Source organism: Thermophagus xiamenensis (assembly GCF_900112795.1).
Classification (GTDB): Bacteria; Bacteroidota; Bacteroidia; order Bacteroidales; family Marinilabiliaceae; genus Thermophagus; species Thermophagus xiamenensis.
The window spans coordinates 1-23435 of sequence record NZ_FONA01000027.1 but is presented as its reverse complement, the minus strand read 5'-3'; the positions used below and the strand labels follow the sequence as shown (position 1 = coordinate 23435).

16 protein-coding genes are annotated in these 23435 nt (G+C 38.7%); 8 read left to right on the top strand and 8 right to left on the bottom strand.

The window, feature by feature from the left end:
* The first annotated feature begins 249 nt into the window (after positions 1–249).
* From BM130_RS13975 to BM130_RS13955, 4 genes are all read left to right on the top strand, one after another.
* The gene (locus tag BM130_RS13975) at positions 250–2376 is read left to right on the top strand and encodes a polyribonucleotide nucleotidyltransferase (RefSeq protein ID WP_010527766.1); all 2127 of its coding nucleotides are present in this window, start codon (positions 250–252) and stop codon (positions 2374–2376) included.
* 496 nt (positions 2377–2872) lie between these two features.
* Positions 2873–3364 carry a hypothetical protein gene (locus tag BM130_RS13970; RefSeq protein WP_010527767.1) on the top strand — a complete coding sequence of 164 codons (492 nt, stop codon included), beginning with the start codon at positions 2873–2875 and terminating at the stop codon, positions 3362–3364.
* Between the two features lie 116 nt (positions 3365–3480).
* Positions 3481–5598, top strand: coding sequence for a prolyl oligopeptidase family serine peptidase (locus BM130_RS13965; RefSeq protein ID WP_010527768.1), 2118 nt, complete (start codon positions 3481–3483; stop codon positions 5596–5598).
* A gap of 562 nt (positions 5599–6160) precedes the next feature.
* The gene (locus BM130_RS13955; protein WP_010527769.1) at positions 6161–7885 is read left to right on the top strand and encodes a TPR end-of-group domain-containing protein; all 1725 of its coding nucleotides are present in this window, start codon (positions 6161–6163) and stop codon (positions 7883–7885) included.
* A gap of 105 nt (positions 7886–7990) precedes the next feature.
* Here BM130_RS13955 and BM130_RS13950 read toward each other — a convergent pair whose 3' ends face one another.
* A complete protein-coding gene (locus BM130_RS13950; protein WP_010527770.1) occupies positions 7991–8527 on the bottom strand; it encodes an RNA methyltransferase in 537 nt (178 codons plus the stop codon).
* 175 nt (positions 8528–8702) lie between these two features.
* Here BM130_RS13950 and sucC point away from each other — a divergent pair, with 175 nt between their 5' ends.
* Positions 8703–9890: an ADP-forming succinate--CoA ligase subunit beta gene (sucC, locus tag BM130_RS13945; protein ID WP_010527771.1), complete on the top strand. Its 1188-nt coding sequence runs from the start codon at positions 8703–8705 to the stop codon at positions 9888–9890.
* A gap of 272 nt (positions 9891–10162) precedes the next feature.
* On the opposite strand, the gene BM130_RS13940 is transcribed toward sucC, so the two are convergent.
* From BM130_RS13940 to BM130_RS13930, 3 genes are all read right to left on the bottom strand, one after another.
* On the bottom strand, positions 10163–11419 hold the full coding sequence (locus tag BM130_RS13940) for an arginine deiminase (RefSeq protein WP_010527772.1): 1257 nt from the start codon (positions 11417–11419) through the stop codon (positions 10163–10165).
* Between the two features lie 562 nt (positions 11420–11981).
* A complete protein-coding gene (locus BM130_RS13935; protein WP_010527773.1) occupies positions 11982–12269 on the bottom strand; it encodes a GroES family chaperonin in 288 nt (95 codons plus the stop codon).
* 254 nt (positions 12270–12523) lie between these two features.
* Positions 12524–13102 carry a glutaredoxin family protein gene (locus BM130_RS13930; protein ID WP_010527774.1) on the bottom strand — a complete coding sequence of 193 codons (579 nt, stop codon included), beginning with the start codon at positions 13100–13102 and terminating at the stop codon, positions 12524–12526.
* 384 nt (positions 13103–13486) lie between these two features.
* Here BM130_RS13930 and nfo point away from each other — a divergent pair, with 384 nt between their 5' ends.
* Entirely contained in the window at positions 13487–14338 is an 852-nt protein-coding gene (gene nfo, locus BM130_RS13925; RefSeq protein WP_010527775.1) for a deoxyribonuclease IV, read from the top strand.
* Positions 14339–14505: 167 nt separating this feature from the next.
* Positions 14506–15123: a DUF4294 domain-containing protein gene (locus tag BM130_RS13920; protein WP_010527776.1), complete on the top strand. Its 618-nt coding sequence runs from the start codon at positions 14506–14508 to the stop codon at positions 15121–15123.
* A 61-nt stretch (positions 15124–15184) separates the two neighbouring features.
* Here the strand turns inward: BM130_RS13920 and elbB are convergent, their stop codons facing one another.
* A complete protein-coding gene (gene elbB, locus BM130_RS13915; RefSeq protein ID WP_010527777.1) occupies positions 15185–15844 on the bottom strand; it encodes an isoprenoid biosynthesis glyoxalase ElbB in 660 nt (219 codons plus the stop codon).
* Between the two features lie 1158 nt (positions 15845–17002).
* Here elbB and thpR point away from each other — a divergent pair.
* Positions 17003–17623, top strand: a complete 621-nt coding sequence (gene thpR / locus BM130_RS13905) for an RNA 2',3'-cyclic phosphodiesterase (RefSeq protein ID WP_373419090.1) — start codon at positions 17003–17005, stop codon at positions 17621–17623.
* A 160-nt stretch (positions 17624–17783) separates the two neighbouring features.
* On the opposite strand, the gene BM130_RS13900 is transcribed toward thpR, so the two are convergent.
* From BM130_RS13900 to BM130_RS13885, 3 genes are all read right to left on the bottom strand, one after another.
* Complete coding sequence (locus BM130_RS13900) at positions 17784–18380, bottom strand: SOS response-associated peptidase (RefSeq protein ID WP_010527780.1); 597 nt, start codon at positions 18378–18380, stop codon at positions 17784–17786.
* A gap of 278 nt (positions 18381–18658) precedes the next feature.
* The gene (locus BM130_RS13895; protein WP_010527781.1) at positions 18659–21361 is read right to left on the bottom strand and encodes an ATP-dependent DNA helicase; all 2703 of its coding nucleotides are present in this window, start codon (positions 21359–21361) and stop codon (positions 18659–18661) included.
* Positions 21362–21948: 587 nt separating this feature from the next.
* Positions 21949–22905 (bottom strand): AAA family ATPase, encoded by a 957-nt coding sequence (locus BM130_RS13885; protein ID WP_010527783.1) that lies wholly within the window; start codon positions 22903–22905, stop codon positions 21949–21951.
* Between the last annotated feature and the right edge of the window lie 530 nt (positions 22906–23435).

The window sequence follows — 23435 nt, the reverse complement described above, 5'->3', positions numbered from 1 at the left end:
TAAATTTTGAAAGGCAATTCTTTTTAAAGGATTGCCTTTCTTTTTATCATAATTTGTCTATTGCCGGATCTGGTTTCGCACCTTTACAAAACATTTATTTTTATTTCAGCAAAGGGTAACATGCTCGTTTTTTTCCTTTATGATTAATGGTCTTAATAAAAAAAAGCCATGTCAGGCGTGCGAAATAGCAGATATTGTCTATATTTGGGGTTGATTAAGAGATTGTAAGAAAAAATAGAGAAGTAATTTATGATTAAACCGATTGAAAAAAGTATCGACCTTGGAGATGGACGGTCGATAACAATAGAGACTGGAAAATTGGCCAAACAGGCCGACGGATCGGTAGTTGTTAAAATGGGGAATACCTATTTGCTGGCTACTGTTGTTTCAGCAAAAGATGCTAAACCCGATGTCGATTTTATGCCACTCTCTGTCGATTACAGAGAAAAATTTGCTGCCGCCGGACGTTTCCCCGGTGGTTTTCAAAAGAGAGAAGCTCGTCCTTCCGATTATGAAATACTTGTTTCCAGATTGGTAGACCGCGCTTTGCGACCTCTCTTCCCTGAAGATTATCATGCCGATACCTTTGTTTCGGTTAACCTTATTTCCGCCGACAGTGAAAGTACGCCCGATGCTTTGGCCGGTTTGGCTGCATCTGCCGCCATCGCTGTCTCTGATATCCCTTTTGGTGGGCCGATCTCAGAAGTGAGAGTTGCTCGAATTAACGGTGAGCTTAGAATTAACCCGCCGGCCAGTGAGCTTAAAAACGCCGATATGGATATCATTGTTGCCGCCACTATGGAAAATATTATGATGGTGGAGGGTGAAATGAATGAAGTTACTGAGGCCGAATTGCTAGAAGCCATGAAATTTGCTCATGAAGCTATTAAAGTGCAATGTGAAGCGCAAATTGAACTGGCTAAACTGGTCGGCGCTAATCAGAAAAGAGAATATTCCCATGAAGTTAACGATGAGGAGCTTCGACAAAAAGTGTGGGACCAAACCTATGAAAAGGCTAAAGAAGTTGCACGGTCTGCTAATCCTAACAAGCAACAACGCAACGAAGCTTTTGATAAAATTGTTGAGGAGTTTATCGAAAACAATTACGACCCTGAAGAGGATGACATCCCTGAAGCCCTTATTAAAAGATATTACCACGATGTTCAAAAAGAGGCTGTTAGGCGTGTTATGCTCGATGAAAATATTCGTCTCGACGGTCGGGCTATGGATGAAATTCGTCCTATTTGGTGCGAGGTTGACTGCCTGCCCGGACCTCATGGTTCGGCAATCTTTACCAGAGGTGAAACTCAATCGTTGACGACTGTTACCCTTGGTTCCAAATTAGATGAAAAAATTGTTGATGACGTCCTTGTTAAAGGCGTCGACAGATTCTTGTTGCACTATAATTTCCCGCCTTTTGCTACCAATGACCCCAAACCTTATCGCGGTGTGGGACGGCGCGAAATAGGGCATGGAAACCTGGCTCACAGAGCCCTGAAACGTATGATGCCCGACGATTTGCCGTATGTGGTCCGTGTGGTTTCCGACATCCTGGAATCCAATGGGTCTTCATCAATGGCTACCGTTTGTGCCGGCACCTTGGCCTTAATGGATGCAGGCGTTCAGTTTAAAAAGCCCGTTTCCGGTATTGCTATGGGATTGATTACCGATAAAGAAAGTGATAAATATGTGATTTTGTCCGATATATTGGGCGATGAAGATCACCTCGGAGATATGGACTTTAAAGTGACCGGTACCCGCGATGGTATTACCGCCACTCAAATGGATATTAAAGTTGACGGGTTGTCCTACGAAGTGTTGGAAAAAGCTTTGGAACAAGCTCGAAGAGGACGGCTGCATATACTGGATAAATTAACGGAAACCATTAGCGAACCTCGGCCTGATTATAAACCCCATGCACCGCGTATTGTTTCTATTAAAATTCCTAAGGAAATGATTGGTGCGGTTATTGGCCCAGGAGGAAAAATTATTCAGGAAATCCAAGCCGAAACCGATACCGCTATCGTTATCGAGGAGGATGACCAATATGGTATTGTTGATGTCTCTTCCAGCAATAAAGAAGGGGTAGAAAAAGCCTTGGAACGTATTCAGGCCATTGTGGCCGTACCTGAGGTAGGAAAGGTATACAATGGTAAAGTTAAATCCATCGTTCCTTTTGGTGCTTTTATCGAAATTTTGCCAGGTAAAGAAGGATTATTGCACATTTCGGAAATTGAATGGCAAAGATTAGATAAGGTTGAAGATGTGCTGAAAGAAGGGCAAATGGTTGATGTTAAGCTGATTGGAGTAGATGAGCGATCCGGAAAATTAAAATTGTCCCGTAAGGTTTTATTACCAAAGCCTGTTAGAAAATAGGAACTGTTTAAACTTTGGATGAGTTCAATTGTTTTTTTGGATACAGTTTCCTTTTTTCGGAAAGGACATTTTATCTGATTTCAGTTCGAACAATCGTAAAGTGTTTTCATATCGAAATGATATAAAAAGGTTTGTCTTTTTTAATCCCCAGTGGTGTTTTATGCCGGTGGGGATTTTGTTTATAGGTGCATTTTAACTACCTTAACTCTGTAAATGAAACGAGCATGAAAAGAAAAGTTTGTTTCCACAAGATTATGTATAATCTTAACGGCATGTGAGTTGTATTAGGTCAATGAATTAGATAAATTTTATACTGATAAGTATTTTTGAGCTGTTTTGTGGCTGTACCTTTTAACTGGTTTTTAATTTTTACAATTATTGACGCCGACACATTTTTTACCCTGATTAACAGAATCCAAGCACCAGAAAATAAGTGCTGAATATTTATGTTTGTTTAATTCACAATATCCTGTTATTTATTTAATGTAGTGAAACCATGGGGCATTACAGAACCATCCAGCAGTGGTATGAAATTTTAAGCAAGAGATTAAAGGGAGCACCCAGAGAAAGTATCCGCTTTTATAGTTTAGAAGCTTTTCCCAGGTTAATGCATCATTTAGAAACACATAAAGCTAACTGTTCCGTCTGTGCCCAACATTTTGCGAAGCTGGATAAAATGAGTTTGAATTTAGGCCAATGGTTGAAAACCGAAGCGCCTGAAATCGCTGCTTTTCAAGAGGAACTGGAAAAAAGCGTACGCCATTTACGTACCGAACATAAAGTTTTTCCTAAAGGACTTTGGTTATCCCGGTTCGTGTTAATCGGTATTTTGGTAGGTATCCTGGGAGCTCTTATTACCATTGTTGTGGTGGCCGGAGTGGTGATTGGAGGTATTTTGTTTACGGGGGCTTTCATCGGTATGCTTGCCGGTTGGTTTGCCGGGAAAAACAAAGAGCGGAAAATTAAAAAGCAAAATCGATTATATTGAATTGTTAAGTTTAAATATTTTTTATTTTCATGAGCTGTTAAGTATTTTCGTGGGCTAATGGATTATTCAATTTTAATATTGAATAAAATATTTAATTATAATATAAAGTTATCGTCATGAAACTGTTTAATTTTTTTATAGTTATATTGTTGATGGCAGTGAGTTTTTCTTGTAATAAGGGGCCAAAGCGTCCGGATTATCCCCAAACAAAAAAGGTTGATACCGTTGATGTTTATTTTGGAACAAAAGTACCCGACCCTTATCGTTGGTTGGAAGATGATCAGTCTGATAAAACCAAAGATTGGGTGAAAAGGCAGGTGGCTGTCACCAATAATTACTTGCAAAAAATTCCATTTCGGGATAAAATTGAAAAACGGTTGAAAGAGGTTTGGAACTATCAGAAACAAGGCACTCCTATCCGAAAAGGTAAGTATTGGTTTTTCTCGAAAAATGACGGCCTGCAAAATCAATCGGTTCTTTATGTTAAAGAAGGGCCCGACGGGCAGGAACGGGTTTTGCTCGACCCCAATAAACTCTCCGATGACGGTACTGTTGCTTTGGCCGATTTTGCTATCTCTGAGAATGGTAAATTTATGGCTTATGCCATATCTCGCGGAGGATCCGACTGGAGGGAAATTTTTGTTAAAGAAGTGGCTACCGGAAAGGATTTGGATGATCATTTAAAATGGGTTAAATTCTCTGACATCTCCTGGCTGGGTGAAGAAGGTTTCTTCTATAGCCGTTACGATGCACCCGAAAAAGGCCAGGAGTTAACCAATTTGAACCGATTCCAGCAAGTGTTTTATCATAAAGTGGGGGAGAAACAAGAGCAGGACCTTCTGGTTTTTAAAGACTCCGTTAATCCTTTAAGCAACTATACCGCCGAAGTGGATGATGACGGACAACATCTTATTTTATATGGAACACGGTCGACCAATAACAATTCTCTTATGATTAAAAAAATCAATGATGATAAGTGGTTGGTGGCCGATACAACTTATGAAAACAATACTTCTTACATTGGTACTGTTGAAGGAAAATATTGGGTGCTTACCGACTACGATGCACCGCGTTACCGCATCATGGCAGTGGATCCCTCCAATCCTCATATCGATAATTGGAAAGAAGTAGTGCCTGAAGACGGAAATGTGCTTAAAGGTGCATACCTTTCCAACTCTTTTGCCATCTTACACTATATGGTTGATGCCGAATCTCGTTTGTTTGTTTTTGACTTTAATGGTGAGAAGAAATATGAAATGGAACTACCAGGTCCGGGATCTGTAGCCGCTGTTCGTACCATTCGTGATGATGACAGGGCATTCTATTACTTCCACTCATATAATATTCCGGGGCAAATTATAAGCACCGACCTTGACAAGCAAACCAGTAAAGTTTGGTTTGAACCCGAAGTGGATTTTGACGGTGACCAATACGTAACTGAGCTTGTTTTTGTTGATGCTGATGATGGCGCTCAAATTCCATTGCATATTGTGCATAAAAAAGGAATTAAAATGGATGGTAGCAATCCATTGATGCTTTATGGTTACGGTGGGTTTAACATTGTTTATCAGCCCGCTTTCGATGTGAGATTGATACCATGGTTGGAAAATGGTGGGGTTTATGTTAATGCTCACATCAGAGGGGGCGGAGAATATGGTGAAGAATGGCATCAGGCCGGTACCAAAATGAATAAACAGCGTGTCTTTGATGACTTTATTCTTGCCGCCGAAAAACTTATTGAAATGGGCTATACCAGTAAAGGGAAAATAGCTGTTCGTGGCGGCTCTAATGGTGGTTTGCTTGTGGGCGCTGTCGTTAACCAGCGTCCCGATTTATTTGGGGTTGCATTGCCGGCCGTTGGCGTGATGGATATGTTGCGGTATCATAAATTTACCATCGGTTGGGCGTGGGCTAGCGATTATGGCCGTAGCGATGAAAGCGAAGAGATGTTTAAATATCTTTATGGCTATTCGCCGTTGCATAACATAAAAACAGGTGTTGATTATCCGGCTGTCTTGGTATTTACCGCCGATCATGACGATAGAGTAGTGCCTGCTCATTCCTTTAAATATATTGCTACTCTTCAGGAAAAGTACAAAGGAGATAATCCTGTCCTGATTCGAATCGAAACCAAAGCAGGCCATGGGGCTGGTAAACCCGTCTCTAAAGCCATCGAGGAGTTGGTCGATATGTATGCCTTTACGTTTTACAACTTAGGTGTTGAACCGTATTAATTTATTTGAAACCGACCTGAACAACATATGAAAATATGTGGGTTCACAAAAAAGTATATGGGCTGAAGGGCACAGGCAGAAGGGGGGATTAGGCCATTTGGTCAATAGGCCGATAGGCGATGTGATTGAGGGTTAATTGATAAGGAACTAATAACTCGTATGTTTGCCACATAAAAGAAGGGCTGATCACTAATGATTAATTTTAATAACCAAAAGTTCAATAAAATATGCAAATATTATACAAGTAAAAAAATGTCCGACAGGTTTTGATGTGGAGGTCTTTTAATTGATATCTTGAAGTTTATGGATTAATTTTTTATTGGAAAAAATTTATTTTGATAGTTGTATATTTGAATGATTTTTTCTGTTTCCGAAGAAATAATTTTAACAAAAGAGTAGTTAAACTGTATTTTTTGCTTGATAAAGTTCAGCGATTGACTATATTTGCATTAAAACCCATTGAACGGGTTTCATTTATTAAAAACATTTTTAAATTTGTAATAATTAGATTGAATCTGCTATAGATAGGATTTATTCAAGAACAAATAATTCGGTTAACATTATGAAAAGAACAAGGATTAATCTTTTTGCTACTGTAACACTTGCCGCTCTCTTGGCAAGTTGTTCTGGCCTGGATAAGATGAAAGACAACGCACCGGATGTGAAGTACACGGTTACTCCGGAAGTGCTTGAAGCACATGGCGGGAAAGTACCCGTTACCATTAAGGTGCAAATTCCGGGTGGGTATTTTGATAAGAAAACTGAAATTGAAGCCACTCCGGTTTTGGTTTATGAAGGTGGTGAAACGGCTTATGAGCCCTATCGTCTTCAAGGTGAAAAAGTTGACGGTAATGCCAAAGTGATCTCTTATGCCAATGGTGGTCAATTTACTTACGAAGGTTCTGTCGACTATAACGATGACATGCGTGTTGCTGATTTGGTGGTTCGCATTACTGCCAAAAAAGGTGAAACAACCTTAGAATTTGAACCTGTTAAGATTGCTGAAGGGGTGATCGCTACTTCTCAGTTGATGGGTAAAAAAGGTACCATCGCTGCTTTGGGTGAAGATAATTTCCAACGTATTACCCCTGAAGTGGGTGAAGCTGACATTCATTACCTTATTCAAAGATCCAATGTTCGTCGTTCCGAACTGACTAAAGAGGATATTAAAACTTTGGAAGAATTTGTTGAAGCAGCCAACGAAGCTGAAAATAAATCTTTCAAAAGTGCCAATATCTCTGCATACGCTTCTCCCGACGGACCTATTGATTTGAATACCCGTTTGGCTGAACAACGTCAAAACTCTGCAAAAAGATATCTTGACAGACTCTTTAGAAAAGTAGGTGTTGGCGCTGCTACCGCTGAAGATTTCTATGAATTAAGAAGTACTCCTGAAGACTGGGAAGGATTCAAAGAACTTGTTCAAAACAGCGATATCCAAGATAAGGATTTAATTCTTCGTGTGCTTTCTACTTACACTGATCCTGAAGTTCGTGAGACTGAGATCAAAAATATGGCTGCCACTTACAAAGTGTTGGCTGAGAAAATCTTGCCGGAACTGCGTCGTTCAGTTATGAAAGTAAACGTAGAAGTTATTGGTAAATCTGACGAAGAAATCTCTGAGTTGGCTGTTTCTAATCCTTCCGAATTAAATCTGGAAGAAATTTTGTATGCCGCTACTCTTACCGATTATTTGGATGAACAACTTAAAATTTACCAAACTGCACTTAATCAACATTCTAACTCCTGGAGAGCGCAAAATAATATCGGTGTCGTATTGTTCAAGAAAGGCGATATCGACGGTGCTAAAACTGCTTTCGAAAAAGCTAACAGCATGAAAGCCAATGAGCCGGTAGTGCTCAATAACCTTGGTGTTATTGCTTTATATAACGATGATGTTGAGGCTGCCAAAGAATATTTCGATTCTGCTGCAGGTGCCGGCCCCGCTTTGGATAACAACTTAGGTGTTTTGGCCCTTTACAATGGCAATTATGATGAAGCTGTTCGCTATTTCGGTAATTCTACTACCTGTAATGCTGCGTTGGCTAAATTACTCAATGGTAATTACGACTCTGCTTTGGCTACTTTGAATGCCATTGATGCCGAAATTGCGCTTAAACATTATCTGAAAGCTATTATCGGTGCACGCCAAAACGATACCGATCTGTTGTTTGCTGAACTTCGTAAGGCTGTAGAACTTGACAGTGAATTGAAAGAATTTGCTGCCACCGATATGGAGTTTGCTCGCTATTTCGAAGATGCTTCTTTTAAAGAAATCGTACAATAAAGTATTGAGCAATATTAAAATAAAAAGGACTACTCAGAAACGGGTAGTCCTTTTTATTTTGAAGAATAAAATAAGTTCAATTTAGGAGTAAGATCAAAAGCTAAATTATTTTCGCGGAAATAATTTTCCGGCTAATTCCCACAGCACAATACCTGCCGATACAGATACATTAAAGGAATGTTTGGTGCCATACTGGGGTATTTCCAAACACATATCGCATTGATCTATTACTTTCTGGTCTACCCCTTTCACTTCATTCCCGAATATTACTGCATATTTGTCACCTTTTACCGGTTTAAATTCAGGTAAACTGATGCTTCCTTCTACCTGTTCTACACCAATAAGCAAATATCCTTCTTGTTTCAACAATTCCAGGGCTTTGGTTGTTTTATCAAAGTAGCGCCACGATACGGCATCTTCCGCACCCAACGCGGTTTTATGGATCTCTTTGTGGGGCGGGGTTGAGGTGATGCCACACAAAAAGATGGATTGCAGACGAAATGCATCTGAGGTTCGGAAGATGCTACCCACATTGTGGAGACTTCTGACATTGTCCAGAACAACCACAATAGGTGTTTTGGGTGCTTCTTTGAATTGGTCGATGGTTATGCGACCCAATTCATGTAGTTTTAATTTACGCATGGTAAGCTTTTTATTTGGTTGCGCAAAATTAGTGAATCGTCTATGACCGTACAAGGTGGTGTTATCTATACAAGGGGGGGGTATCGGATTAAATGCGCTTATTTTCCCTTTTAATCAGCAAAAAATTCTATTAATTAATACTTAGTCTTATTTTTAAATTAACAAAACCGAGTTTATGAATATTCATGAGTATCAGGCCAAAGAGATCCTAAAACAAAATGGGGTTGCCATTCAGGAGGGAATTGTGGCCTATTCCCCTGACGAAGCTGTCGAAGCTGCCAAAAAACTGCAGAAAGAAACCGGCACCGGCTGGTGGGTCCTTAAAGCTCAGGTGCACGCAGGCGGCAGAGGTAAAGGGGGAGGGGTGAAACTGGCAAAAAATCTGGATGAAGTAAAAGAAATTGCCTCCAACATGATTGGTATGCAGTTGGTAACTCACCAAACCGGTCCCGCAGGGAAAAAAGTTCGTAAAATTCTTGTTGCTCAGGACGTTTATTATCCCGGACCTTCGCAGAAGGAGGAATTTTACATGAGCATCCTCCTCAACCGTAAAACCGGACATCATACCATCATGTATTCACCTGAAGGAGGAATGGATATTGAACAGGTGGCTGAACAAAAACCCGATCGAATTTTTCGTGAAGAGATCGACCCGGGTAACGGAATACTGCCTTTCCAGGCCAGAAAAATTGCCTTTAATTTGGGCCTTTCTGGAAATGCCTTTAAGGAAATGACGCGTTTTATTTTTGCGCTTTATAAGGCTTATTCTTCTGTTGATGCTTCTTTGGTGGAAATTAATCCGGTGTTAAAAACTACCGATGATAAAATCCTGGCTGTAGATGCCAAATTTAATCTGGATGATAATGCCCTTTTCAGGCATCCCGAATTGTTAGAAATGAGAGATTTGGACGAGGAAGATCCCACCGAGGTGGAAGCTGCCCGACATAACCTCAATTTTGTGAAGCTCGATGGTAATGTGGGATGCATGGTTAATGGCGCAGGGCTGGCTATGGCCACTATGGATATTATTAAACTGTCGGGAGGTGAACCCGCCAATTTCCTGGATGTTGGGGGTGGCGCCAGCGCCGAAACCGTGGAAGCAGGTCTGAAATTGATTTTGAACGACCCCGCCGTGAAAGCAGTATTAATTAATATTTTCGGTGGAATTGTTCGTTGCGACAGAGTAGCCAATGGTGTTGTTGAAGCCTATAAAAAACTTGGGAACATCAATGTGCCTGTTATTGTCCGGTTACAGGGTACCAACGCCGAAGAAGGCAAGAAAGTGATTGATGCGTCCGGACTAAAAGTGCGTTCTGCCATAACTTTGCAGGAGGCTGCCCTGCTGGTGAAAGAAGTGGTTTAAAAAATGTGAGTGGCTATTACCTTCTCTTTTTTTGCAACTGAGGGTGTCTGTAATTTTTTCTGCGAGAAAGCCTGTGTTTTTTATTGTCAACCCTTTTTATATAAGATTACACAGTAAATTTTTGTTTATTCTCAGAGAATGGGACACCCTCTTTAAAATTTTTAGGCCGCACAAATCCGTTTCCTTTTAAACCTGGTAATCAGGATTAATTGCTCAGACAATTTTGTTATTCTTGCCTTGAGTCAAGTTTTTCCCGACTTTACAAATCTCTTTTACATCACTTTTTTTCTCCGGACAGGCATTGTCATGCACCTGGCACCGCCACCGCCTCGGGGCAATTCGGAGCCCTCTATGGTTATTACAAATTTCTTGTATTGATCAACTGATATTGTTCCGTTAATTACATTTTCAGCCTCAATAACAGAATAACCTTCTTCCTGAAGGGCTTCCAGGGTATGTACGTTGCGTGCATAGCCGATGAGTTTGCCCGGTGCTATCGCAAAAAAATTGGCGCCACTGTGCCACTGTTCACGTTCTTGCTGCCATAGATCATGACCACCACAGGGAACCGCTTTTAATGGCATGCCTAATGCCTCGAGGCACTTTAATAATCCCGGCTGACGGGAAATATTTTCGACCTTCCCGTTATCGATGGTCATCAATATGGTGCCGTAATTGTTTTCATGTTTGATGACGGGTTCGTAAACCATGCATGTTTCCTTATCCAGTAAGGTGAAAACCATATCCAGGTGGATGAAGGATTCCGGTTTATCCGGAAGCTGCTGAACGACAATGTGCACCCTTCTCTTTTGCTTTTTTAAGTGATTTACCAAAAAATCAATGCCTTGAGTCGATGTGCGTACACCATTGCCTACAATTAGAATATCTTCGCGAGCTATCAGTATATCTCCGCCCTCAATAAATGTTTCAGCGCCGAGGTCGGGTTTGTTCATGGGGGTTATAATGGAGGTTTTAAAGCGTGGAGAATGGCGAAATATGGCCTCCATAATTATGGTTTCCCGCTCCCGCACGCGATTGGCCATCTTCGATATTAAAATATCATTGTAGATGGTCACCGAAGCATCACGTGTAAAGAAAAAATTGTGAAGGGGTTTTAAGGCATAACGCTCATCAGAGAGAAAGGTGGTTAATGTGTCTCGTTTTAGCGCAACGCCTTCAATGAGGTGCGATGCTAATTCAGCCGGACCTTGCGACAATAAATCGTTCTTTATCTCAGTCACCCGTTCGAATGTGCAAATCCGGTCAACCAGGGTGGTTTTTACTTCCTGGTTCTCTAATATTTCAGTTAATAGATCTTTTACCTGGAAGGTGGTGGTCAGTTTTTCCAGTACGCTTTTAAATTGTTGATATTCCTCCTGTACTACCGGAAGGTTCAAAATATCACTGTAAAGCGCTCTTTCCGCATTGCCAGGGGTCATGTTTTCCACTTCCTGGCCGGGGGTGTGTAATATAACTGCTTCTATCTCTCCTATTTCTGATGAAATGTATGGTTCTATCGGTTGACTCATAAACGATTATTTTTGTTTCTAAATATTGGCCGAAGATAGCTCCAGCAACTGAGTTATTTTTCTTCTTTTATACCGGCCCTGCTTTTTTCGTCGTCCGCTTTTATGCTTGCGTCTTATATTGATGTTTTGAAAAAACTGATCAGTTATCTTTCCGCCATTTTAAAATGCAATTTAGCAATTGTTACCGATAAAAAAGGTGATTTTGTTCAGTCGTATAAATTTTATTGAACTATTGATTTTAAAATCAGTCAATAGTGGTTAGTCGTTAGTCCTTAGTTATTTAACACAAACCACTTGATGACTAATGACTAAAAACTTTATCTGTATTCTGCCTCTGTCGTTTTATACATTCTCTTTTGTTTCAACCCCATATTGCCATGCTTGTTTCGTCTGTGAAATAATGGTAGTGCCATAAAAACAAAAAAGCCGGCAAAATCAGGTTGCCGGCCTTTAATGAACAACAGTTCGGCGTTGTTATTTTAATTTTAACAAATATGCCCCGATCTGTTGTGAATATATGTGGAATAATTAATTGTCTAACGTCCTGAAGAAATGTCACCGATCAGATGCTCTCTGTTTCAACGACCTTCCCCAGGATATCGGAGTAAGGTATCAACAAATATTTCTTGCCTTCAAATTCCAGTTCGGTACCCGAAAACTCTTTGTAGAGTACTGTGTCACCTACTGCTATTTCCGGGTTTTCGATGTTGCTGATGCCGGCCACCTTGCCGGTTTTTTCTTTACTTTTGGCACTGTCGGGAATGATAATGCCCGCTGCCGTTTTTTGTTCTGCCGTTTCTTCGGTCAATTCCAGCAGAACATTTTGATTAATTGGCTGTAATTCTCTCATATTCTATTTAAAATTTAGTGGTTTAACAAATGTTATTTTAAAACCAATTATTTTTCGTTTAAAATTTATCTAAGTTATTGGCCGAATGGAACTAAAAGCAGTCATTAGTGGTTAGTCATAAGTCACTGGTTCATTTACACTAATCACTATTGACTATATCCACAAAACACTAATGACTACTTCTGCCTTCTGCCTGTGCACTTCTGCCTCTAAGTTTACACATGTCTGCCTGTATTAAAGTTCGCTGCGTCCGTTTAACTGATGCCTAAAAGTGCATTGATTCGGTTTCGGTCGAAGCCTACCACCACCTGTCCGTCGATCAAACTCTGCGGAACACCTTGCTGCCCACTTCGGCGAACCATCTCTTCGGCCGCCCGTGCATCCTTGGTGACATCTATTTCTTTGAACCCAATCTGATGACTTTTCAGATATTCTTTCAACGTACGGCACCACGAACAGGTGGGAGTGGTATATACAATAACTTGCTTTTGTTTTTTGCCATTTCCGGAACCTGCTGATGCTGTGGCAGGCTTAAAGAAACTTTCCAAAGAACCGGGTTGATGACATCCTTTTAGCTGACGGCCCGGTTTCCCCGATTGGAATTCTATCACCACCGGAGCTGTGGTAATGTGATATTCGGGATGAACATCGCCTACCTCTGCTACGTTTACACTGAACAGTGGCTTGTCGGTATCGATTTCCAGTGCTTCCAGATTGGATAGAGCACAGTCGCTTTGTTCCGAACCTTTTTTGTATATCAGAAGATAGAGATCCGGGTTTTGTTGTAGACGATCTCTGAAATCCTGCAGGGAGGTTATCACCTGATGTTTCATTTCTATTGCTTTTATTGTATTTGAACTATTATCTTAAATCTAAACATCTAACATCTAATGTCTAATATCTACAAATCTTACATCTAAAAGTCTAATTATCTATAATTGTGCATTCGTCCATAAAACAGAAATGATGCCAGATTGTGGCGATTGACAATTTGACAGGGTGGCTGAAATTCATTAAGGCAAAAATTTTTGATATATTGCATTTCAGTAAAAAAATGGCATCAAACTAACTTTCAGAAAATAATTTTCGAGGCGTTAATATGGCCCTGAGAAAATATGAAGGTCAGATAGCCGGGAGTTTAAAAGAGAGTAATGTCAGGTGCCGGAAGTTTAGGCTTAAAAAACAATTGTTTATTGGATTAATAATGCCATAATATTATGACAAAGAAATTTATTGGAGCGCACGTAAGCGCAGCGGGAGGTGTTGAAAATGCACCATTGAATGCAGCCGAAATAGGTGCTACGGCTTTTGCTTTGTTTACTAAGAACCAACGGCAATGGAAAGCCAAACCATTGACTCAGGAGAGTATTGAAAAATTTAAGGCCAATTGTGAAGCCAAAGGGTTTTCTCCTTCCCATATCTTACCTCACGATAGTTATTTGATCAATCTGGGGCACCCCGAAACAGCAGGAATTGAAAAGTCGCGTGCCGCATTCCTCGATGAGATGCAGCGATGTGAACAGCTTGGTCTGAAGCTGCTTAATTTTCATCCCGGTAGCCATCTGAATAAAATTTCCGAAGAAGAGTGCCTTAAACGGATTGCCGAATCGATCAATATTGCATTGGCACAAACCAAAGATGTCATTGCTGTTATTGAAAATACTGCCGGACAAGGCTCTAACGTTGGATATCGGTTCGAACATCTGGCACAGATTATTGAATGGGTCGATGACAAATCGAGAGTGGGGGTTTGCATTGACACCTGTCATGGCTGGGCGGCAGGGTATGATTTTTTGTCAGATCAGGGTTATGAGGATACCTGGGAGCAATTTGATAAAATTGTAGGATTTGAGATGCTGAAGGGTATCCACCTGAACGATGCCAAAAAGGAGCGCGGCAGCAAAGTGGATAGACATGCCAGCCTGGGAGAGGGATATTTAAAGGAGACAACCTTTTCCAGAATGATGAAAGATAGCCGTTTCGACAACATACCCATTATATTGGAGACGCCGCAGCCCGAGCTTTGGCCTAAAGAAATTGAATGGTTGAAACAGCAATCGGTTCTTTAGTTTCGGGGTTGCATTAAACGTGCATGGCAGCTTTGGCTAAAGTTAGAACATGTATAAACTGACGGTCATGCGAGTTCCTTCAGACCAATGAATTTGATAAATTATAACTGATGAATTTTGGTGTATTCTCAGATTCATTGAGGTCATATAATTAACAACAGATTGTTATGAAACTCTGTCGATACATCATAACCTGCGTTTTTTTACTTCCGGGCTTTGTCTTTGAACTTAAGGGGCAGGAAGTAGAAAAAGCGAATATGGCCGGTAAGGAGGTTTATATGCTTAAGTCGAAAGTTTCCGGGTCCGATACCGTCCCCCATGTGATGCTTTCCGAGGTAAAAATCGTCCCGCGATGGCGCTTTAGAAACAAACGGGAACGAAGAGTTTACAGCCGTTTGGTGCGCAATATTAAAGTTACTTTGCCTTATGCCAAAATTGCTGCTGCTAAATTGGAGGAAATCAATGCCCATCTGGCTCAATTAGAGAGTGAAAAGGAGCGTAAAGAATACCTTCGGGTAGCAGAAAAGAAACTTTTTCAGGAGTTCGAGCAGCCATTACGTAAGCTCTCTTTTTCACAGGGACGTTTGCTAATTAAACTTATCGACCGGGAAACCGGCGATACCAGTTATAACCTGATTAAAGAGTACAAAGGCAGCTTCTCGGCTTTTTTCTGGCAGTCGGTAGCACGTTTGTTTGGTTCCAATCTGAAAGCTGAATATGATGCCGAACGGGAAGACCGCATGATTGAGCATATCATCATTATGATCGAAAACGGAATGCTATAATAAAAGAGGGACCTTTGGCGGATATATCGCCTTATGGTCCCTCTATAAGTAAAAACCGTCCTCAATCTTTTATCATGCTAAAAACTGCCTTTACTACGTTTTCGGCCCCCTGAGCAATCTGATCGATAGTGGCGTCCAGCATGTAGCAGGGTGTGGTGGCTATTTTTAACTGTTCATCGGTCACCACTTCCGCATGAGTCGTTTCCACATGCGTTCCGCCCATGGTTGTAACAGCTTTGGCGGTTTCCGGATCTGACCCGATAGTTATTTTCCCTTGTCCCAGAACTTTGGCCAGGATGACCGGGGCAATGCACAACGCACCTATGGGCTTTCCGGCCGCATTGGTTTCGCGAATGGCCCGTTCTACTTCCGGATGTACGTTGCAGTCGGGACCGTCGAAAGCAAAGGTGCACAGGTTTTTGGCAGCCCCAAACCCGCCGGGGAGCATTAATGCGTCAAAGTCCCGGGCTTGATAGTCACTTAACGATTGTATCTTGCCGCGTGCTATGCGGGCTGCTTCTACCAGTACGTTACGTTTTTCGGGCATCTCTTCGCCCGTCAGGTGGTTTATCACATGATGCTGTTCCATGTCGGGTGCAAAAATGGAATATTCACCCCCGGCTCTGGCAATGGCCAACATGGTAAGGGTTGCTTCGTGAATCTCGGATCCGTCATAGACTCCGCAGCCTGACAGAATAACTGCTACTTTTTTCTTTGACATAAGTATGATATTTTAATTTTTTGTGATTAATCTGAATTTAAGGAAACTTGCTTCAACCAGTCGGTTTGTCATAACATGAACAGATATGAATTTTAAGTCGCGCGACTTAAATCTGACTATAAAAATTTGCATGACTGCCGAATACAAAGATTTTTAATTTTTTAATATTGTGCAATACTCTAATTATTTATTACTCTGTTTTCTTTCTCAATTGCCATTAATAGAGCGAAAATGAATTTTTAATATCTTTTCGGTAGTTCTTTTGTCTTCATTGCAAGAACCATTCCCACACCTCCTTTATGTCTAAAATTTATTTAACCCATTGGCCAATGAAAACTAATGTCAGGTTTTAGTGATTAGTCTGGTTGGCACATCAATCCCCTCAATCTCATCGCCTAACAGCCTATCGGCCTATTGGCCTAATGACCTATTTACCTAATAATTTTCCGTCACATTTCCCGGGAAGATTGATATAATTCTTGAGTATGGTTATTTTCCCGAAAAAAATGTTTTTCCCCCGGTGATGGTAAAAATTTCCCGGTGAAAGTCAAAATTTCGCGGTGAAAATGAAAATTTATCGGTGAATACGAAAATTTGACGGGGATCGTCAGAAATTCGCGGTGAAAACGAAAATTTTTCGGTGAAAGTGAAAATTTAATGGTGAAAATGAAAATTTGAAGGGGAATGTCAAAAATTCGCGGTGAAAATGAAAATTTTCCGGTGAATACGAAAATTCGACGGGGATTATCAGAAATTCGTGGTGAAAACGAAAAATTCACGGTGAAAATGAAAATTTCACGGTGAAAATGAAAATTTGAAGGGGATTGTCAAAAATTTCCGGTGAAAATGAAAAATAAGGTTGGGAAATAAAAGATTGGTAGTGATGGTGAAAATATTCAGGAGAAGTTGATGCTTTTGAGTGATTCCGGATTTTTGCTCAACCCTTCGGCAAATGAAGAAGCATCTGTAAGCCCTCGTTTCATTTTGATTTATTCAGCAGAAACGAGCATGACCAAAAAGGTTTGTCACAAATAGAACATGTATAAACTTTAAGCCATGCGAGTTCCATTCGGCCAATGAGTTAAATAAATTATATACGAATGAATAAAAGTATTCCATATTCACTACAAAGGGGTTGGGACGAATAGTATGGATAAAATGTTATTTTTGTTAATACGTTTATATTATAGGCTTAAGAAGATGCAACAACGTATCAGAACTTTTATTGGTATTCCCTTACCCGGGCTTGAAGGGTTGGTAGAGTGGCAGGATGAATTGAAACAAAAATTAAACGGTGAAAAAGTTAAATGGAATGAAAAACATCTGTGGCATTTGACGCTGAAATTCATTGGCGATCTTGAGCCGCAGAAAGTTCAATCGCTTTGCTTCGCTTTGGGAAATGAGTTTTCGGGATCTTCTCAGGGACAACTCATTGTGAAAGGGGCCGGTATTTTTGGTCAGATTCGTAATCCTAAAGTGGTTTGGGCCGGTATTGAAGACAGTTCCTGGCTTCAGAATATTTGGCATCAAACACAAGCCGGCGTTATAGCTTCGCTTGATATGGAAAGGGATGGAAAACCTTTTCGGCCTCACCTTACCATCGGACGGGTGAAGTATCTTAAAAACACCAAAGCGTTGTTCGATGAGGTAAAGGCAGTGAAAGAAAACAGGTGGGGAATAGTGCAGGTCCGGTATGTGGTGCTCTACAAAAGCCGGCTGACCACCAATGGACCCATATATAGCGAAATAGAACGTTTCCCGCTCGGATATGGGGTATAAGAGACGTGTCCTTTTCAGTGAGGGTGCCTGAAAAGTCTTAATTTCACTCTGCGCAACTCTGTGAATAACTCTGTGTAACTCTGTGAAACAAAACTATCACAAAACACCTCCAGTTTTGCTGATACCTCTTACTTCTGACAACTGTTTTTTTTCTGTCAAATCAGACCGGTTGTGCCACCAATCTGTCATTGGCCATCTTAAGGTTTCCTCCGATTAGCCATTCATCTTCATTTTCGGGAATCACGGGCATGCGCTGTTTGGTGTTGTGAATGCGGCTCATGAGCTCATTGGCGCGGGTGGTGATGATGGTATAGCTGTTAACCACCTTCCCCGATGCAGGATTTTTCCATTGACTCCAGAGACCGGCAAAGGCAAAGAGCTCCCGGTCGGATAGGGTAAGCAGGTATTTTTGTTTCTTCTTTCCTTTGCTGTCGAGCCATTGCCACTCAAAGAAGCCGTCGGCAATGATCAGACACCGTTGATGTACCACCGATTTAAAGGAGGGCTTTTGTGTCAGCGTCTCCACCCGGGCATTGAGGGTATAGCGGCGGATCTCTTCATCCCCGGCCCACGACGGTATTAATCCCCATTGGAAGAGTTGAATCAGCTTCGGTTGATCGTTGGTGATGACCGGCGTCAGCGGAAAATTGAAGCCATTGAACTCCTGCGGCGAGTACCGGGAAGGATCGCTAAAGACCGCACGGAAGCGGCTCTCTATCTCGTGGGCACTCTTGTTCAGTTGCGTCCTGAAGCACATGGTTCGTTGATTCGTTTTCGGTGTAAAGGTATTGGTTTTTTAGTATATAGGCGATTTTCTATATCAGTCTATTTTTGAAGTTTTTAGGGTAAGTCAGGGGGGGATTTAAGTAAAGTGTGTAGTGAATAGTGATTAATCTGTGGTTAATATTGCACTGAAGAGGTTTAATTCTATGACAATAAGAGGGAAAATGGGGTTTTACGGGATTACGAATTTCTGAAAAAAGAGGGTTGTTGGTTGTGAGTCCACAACAGCAAGGAGGGCTATTAGTTGAAATTTCATAATTCATATTTGGAATTTAATATTGAAGCATCTAGTTTTATTGATTTTTTTTTAAAATTTTTCAATATTTTGGCTTCTGTTTCAGGTGTCCAGTATATTTTCAATTTTTCCCTAGCCCTTGTTATAGCAGTATAAAAAATATTATGAGATATCATTTCTTCAACTTCATTGGTGATTACAATTTTAACTGATCTGTATTCTAATCCTTGGGCTTTATGAATAGATATTGCATAAGCAACTTGAAATGGCACAATTGAATTAGATGAAATGTCATCATCTTCGTCAGTGCTTTTATTTTTATTTACGCAAAAACGAATAATTGAATTACCATTCTTTGCATTGTCAAGTAATTCAAAATCATAATTTTCCGCTTCGAATTCATTTATCACTTTGTCTACTTCAATATCAAATTGTATTTTATTACTATATACCTTTATGTTTGTTATTCGACCTTTAAGATTATTGTATATTAAAGGCGTAAATCTATCTGTTTCATTAAAAAGAATTGGATCATTAATTTTATATATATGGGTTCCCCATTCAATAGGTGTATTTTTATTGGTGGCTTGCAAGAAACGATTAATATTATTTATTCCATAGAGTCCGTCGTAGTTTAAACAAAGAATTATTTCGTCGTTTTCGGTTTGGTCAAAAATTGATTCATCTATAGTAATTGAATAATTATTTCTTGCTAGGCATTCAAGAATGTTGTTATTTAAGTTTCTAACATTTTCCCACAAAGCCAATAAGTTTTTATTATTGCTTCTGTAAGGCGTTTTTAATTCAAAAATGGCAGTGCTAGACACAAAAGCTTTCGCTAAAATAAACCAATTGCCAAAAAGGATTGATTCTATCTGAAATACATCGCCGACTAAAACCAAAAGTTTAAAAGACGCTTTTTCAAGAACTTTAAGCATGTTAGAATTGCTTGTAGTACTACATTCATCTATTATCAATAAATCATAATTAGTTTCATTGTTTGAATTGGATAGAAATTTTGTTATGGTTTTAAATGTACAATTTGCAGTGCTTACTTTTCTTTTTAGGTTATCGACAGCAGGGTTTGTGTTAGCTAAATATAGTTTTTTGTTTTCATTAAAGAAGTTTGAAATATGGTTTATCATTGTTGATTTTCCCGTTCCTGCGGCACCATAAATTAATGCTACTCTGGATTTTTCAAACATCTGAATTAGAGCTTTTTTCTTTTCATTACAATCAATTTTGTATGATGATGTTTGCAGCCATGACATAACAGAATTTGAATAATTTTTTATTCCCTCGGATGACATTTTTTTTAGTTTTTCAATTATCTGATAAGTATCATCCTCATAACCTCTAATAAATATGTTATTTTTGAATATATCTATTTTTCGGTGGTTATGTTTATGGTAAATGTTGTCATTATACTCATCAATAAGTTTTTCAATATTTTCAAAATTAGTTATGTTACTTTTTGGGGTATATAATTGTCCTTTTTGTTCTGTATTGATTTTTATTAACCTAGCAAGTAATTCATGTTCTCGATTAGTTGTATCAATGCATCTATATAAATCTAATAATTTGGGGTTATGGTTTTTTAGTGATGAATTAAATGGTATTTGGTCAAAGGGAATACATCCATAGTCCAGATAAAGGTTGGATAGTTTGGGACAAGGATTTTTGTTAAACTGTTTTTTTAATATTTTATTGTTTAATTTATAAAGTAAGTACCTTATTACAATATGGCCGTCATGCTTCCCTTTTGTTAAGGAACGACATTTTTCTAATATATTTAAAAAGGGTGTAGCATTTGCATTATTTGTGATTTTTTCTTTAATATGGTTAAATTGGTTGTCAGTAAAATCTATAAGATCTACTAAATTAAAGCCTGTTTCGGTTAGATATTTCATCAATTGATAAATTTCTTTAGTACCACCAATTTTGGGATGTTTTCCAAAAAAATCAGCAAAATGATCTATTTCGCAAGGTCTAATTGATACTTCCCAATTATCAATTATTTGAATTGGCATATTTTTATCTAATATATTAATGCTATCATAGCTTGTTCGTAGTTTAACTGCATAATTTGAAGAAATATCAAGTTTGGTAAATGCTATTATTCTGTCAAACTTACTTACATAATCATTTGCTCTAGTAAGCGTAACTTCATAGTATACTTTGTAATTTACAACAAAGGGTTTAATTTTTTGTATGTAATATCTGTCATTATAAGAACTTATTTTTCTTCCTGTATTAGATTGGTTTAGCTTTTCAGCAATTTTTTCATAATATTCGAATAAGGTGGAGTCTATCTTTAATGGAAATTTATCGATATTTTCAAGAACATCTAAATTGTAGACTTCTTTTAAATATGATTTCACTTTAATTAAGTACTCATGATACTTAAGCATTAATCGTTCTGAATTTTCTTCATCAAGCGTATAATGCGAAGTTGAAATCTGTAATAGTTTATGGAAATTACTAAGGAATTTTAATTTTCCTATGGATTTTACATATTTGATTGCCTTTTTAATATTTTCATAAGAGTTATCTAAATTTTTACCCTTATCATATATTTTTAGAGATATATGTTCTACAAAGTTTCTAAGTTGGGATAATATGATTTGCGATAATATACCTCTATCGCAAGCATCAAACTTATCAATGTTTTTACAAATAACTTTGTTAATTGTTAAAATTTGATTGTCAATCTTATTCATAAAATATTATTTAAAATTTTCTTTGACATGATCGCAACCTGACTATATTAAAGGCATTAATTCCACATAAATCATATCCTTCTTTTTTATCCTTCAAAAGGTCTTAAAGCCCACGTTTTCCTTTAGTAGCGCTACTAGAATTAAAATTTCGGAAGAATTCCAAAAGTGACCATTAAAAATACAAAATAATATATTCTGTTTAATGAAAAAATGAGTGAAAATCAGGCTATTTTGAGTAGGGATGAAAAATGGTTGAGGGAAAAAATCTAACCTTTTGCGCTGATTGTCTGAAGGGGAACTAATAAATGCAGTACAATATTGCCGAAATGGGGGGGATGAACCGTTTTAGCCTATGATAAACTCTAAATATATTCCAGTTCGTTCCGGGAAAGCAGCTACGAACTTATTATTCGCATCTTGCCAAGCTTGCTTTAATTGTTGAAGTATTCTCGATCCATGTTGAATTCTGTTTCTTGGCGGGTTGTTATAATTATCACTACCCGACCTGGGAGAAGTATAATTAATATGGTTATCCGGCCCTGATAATTTAATATGTCTGAAAGAATTCTCTTTCATTATTTGTTCGATTATTTATGGGCATCAGCACGTTGTCCTAACATTTCGACAATTACTTTTGACGTAGTTTTTTGCTTATTATCCAAAATAGATTTTTTGATGGCATCGGTACATGCGGCAACTATTTCGGCATGACTTAAAGATTTAGATTTTTCCAAAATCTGATTCCATGCCATTTTTGAAGGTTTGAAATTTCCCAACGTGTTTAAGATTAGAGTTTTTACTTCTTCCTCGTTTGGGTATTCGTAAAATAAAACATCATCAAATCTGCGAAACAAGGCCTTATCCAATAATTTTGGGTTGTTGGTGCCTGCCACAATTAAACTATCCGATGAGTCGAGTTCAATAAATTGCAAGAAAGCGTTTAAAACTCTGCGCATTTCACCCACATCATTATCTAATGATCGTTCTCCCCCAATGGCATCAAATTCGTCAAACAAATAGACGCCAAGTTCTTTATCTATAAGGTCAAATATCTGTCGCAATTTCGCACTTGTCTCCCCCATAAATTTGGTGACCAGTTTATCGACCTGAATAATATATAAGGGAAGATGCAGTTCATAAGCTAATACTTTTGCCGTCATTGTTTTTCCCGTTCCTGGTGGGCCTGTTAGCAGGATTTTTCTTCGATGACTTAAACCAAATGCCTTAAGTTTAGCCTGCTGTTTATATTCTTGAATAATAAGGTTAATACGTTTTTTTAATTGCGGATTTACTACAAGTGTGTTTTTTGAAACTTCGGGTTTTTCAGGTAGAACTAACCATTTTAAATCTTGCGGGAATTTAAAAATTTTAGGGCCGTTTTTTTTTAGACCCAGGTCAATGAGTTCCCTAATAGAATGCGCTAAAGCGGTATTACCCTTTTTAGCTTCATGTGCAGCCAACTGTAAGGCAATTGTTGAAAACCTTTCAGGCTCTTCGCTGAAGTGGGATTTTATGAGAGATTTTATTTGTTCCGCTGTTGCCATTTTTTGCCCCTTTAATTAATATGTAAAGATACTAATTTTGTGTTTCTTGGAAGGCTTAAAGATTTATTATTGAACTTTGTTGTTGTCGAATAAAAAATACATAATATCTAAAAGAATGAAATTTAAATTATGTATGTGACGTAAAATATGATGTTTATTATAATTGCGAAAAATTGATAATTAATAATGAAATTTTTTTAATCATCCCCATTTAGGGAATGCATAATGACTGATAAGTTTTTAATTTAAATTAGGCTTTCTATTAATTTTTTTAGTTCATTAATCCTTTTTTTGTCAATTTTACCTGATTCATAATTTACCAACAAATTTAAAGGTTTTAAATCTCGTCGGTTGGGTTTTTCCACACCTAAAAATGTCTCTAAATCTTCTTCAAACATTTTTATCTGACAGGTGAATTTATTTTTGTTTGAGTTCATTCTACTTTAACAGATTTATTGCTTTGAATAACAGAGGTCTATATCGCGCTGTCGCTTTTCATGTCGCTGCCGCAGTTTTTCCAGCATCCGTTC

What these genes read in the sequence shown, in the direction of transcription:
- BM130_RS13975 (WP_010527766.1), top strand. Translation starts at nt 250, where the DNA reads ATGATTAAACCGATTGAAAAAAGTATCGACCTTGGAGATGGACGGTCG.
- BM130_RS13970 (WP_010527767.1), top strand. Translation starts at nt 2,873, where the DNA reads ATGGGGCATTACAGAACCATCCAGCAGTGGTATGAAATTTTAAGCAAG.
- BM130_RS13965 (WP_010527768.1), top strand. Translation starts at nt 3,481, where the DNA reads ATGAAACTGTTTAATTTTTTTATAGTTATATTGTTGATGGCAGTGAGT.
- BM130_RS13955 (WP_010527769.1), top strand. Translation starts at nt 6,161, where the DNA reads ATGAAAAGAACAAGGATTAATCTTTTTGCTACTGTAACACTTGCCGCT.
- BM130_RS13950 (WP_010527770.1), bottom strand. Translation starts at nt 8,527, where the DNA reads ATGCGTAAATTAAAACTACATGAATTGGGTCGCATAACCATCGACCAA.
- sucC (WP_010527771.1), top strand. Translation starts at nt 8,703, where the DNA reads ATGAATATTCATGAGTATCAGGCCAAAGAGATCCTAAAACAAAATGGG.
- BM130_RS13940 (WP_010527772.1), bottom strand. Translation starts at nt 11,419, where the DNA reads ATGAGTCAACCGATAGAACCATACATTTCATCAGAAATAGGAGAGATA.
- BM130_RS13935 (WP_010527773.1), bottom strand. Translation starts at nt 12,269, where the DNA reads ATGAGAGAATTACAGCCAATTAATCAAAATGTTCTGCTGGAATTGACC.
- BM130_RS13930 (WP_010527774.1), bottom strand. Translation starts at nt 13,102, where the DNA reads ATGAAACATCAGGTGATAACCTCCCTGCAGGATTTCAGAGATCGTCTA.
- nfo (WP_010527775.1), top strand. Translation starts at nt 13,487, where the DNA reads ATGACAAAGAAATTTATTGGAGCGCACGTAAGCGCAGCGGGAGGTGTT.
- BM130_RS13920 (WP_010527776.1), top strand. Translation starts at nt 14,506, where the DNA reads ATGAAACTCTGTCGATACATCATAACCTGCGTTTTTTTACTTCCGGGC.
- elbB (WP_010527777.1), bottom strand. Translation starts at nt 15,844, where the DNA reads ATGTCAAAGAAAAAAGTAGCAGTTATTCTGTCAGGCTGCGGAGTCTAT.
- thpR (WP_373419090.1), top strand. Translation starts at nt 17,003, where the DNA reads ATGTTATTTTTGTTAATACGTTTATATTATAGGCTTAAGAAGATGCAA.
- BM130_RS13900 (WP_010527780.1), bottom strand. Translation starts at nt 18,380, where the DNA reads ATGTGCTTCAGGACGCAACTGAACAAGAGTGCCCACGAGATAGAGAGC.
- BM130_RS13895 (WP_010527781.1), bottom strand. Translation starts at nt 21,361, where the DNA reads ATGAATAAGATTGACAATCAAATTTTAACAATTAACAAAGTTATTTGT.
- BM130_RS13885 (WP_010527783.1), bottom strand. Translation starts at nt 22,905, where the DNA reads ATGGCAACAGCGGAACAAATAAAATCTCTCATAAAATCCCACTTCAGC.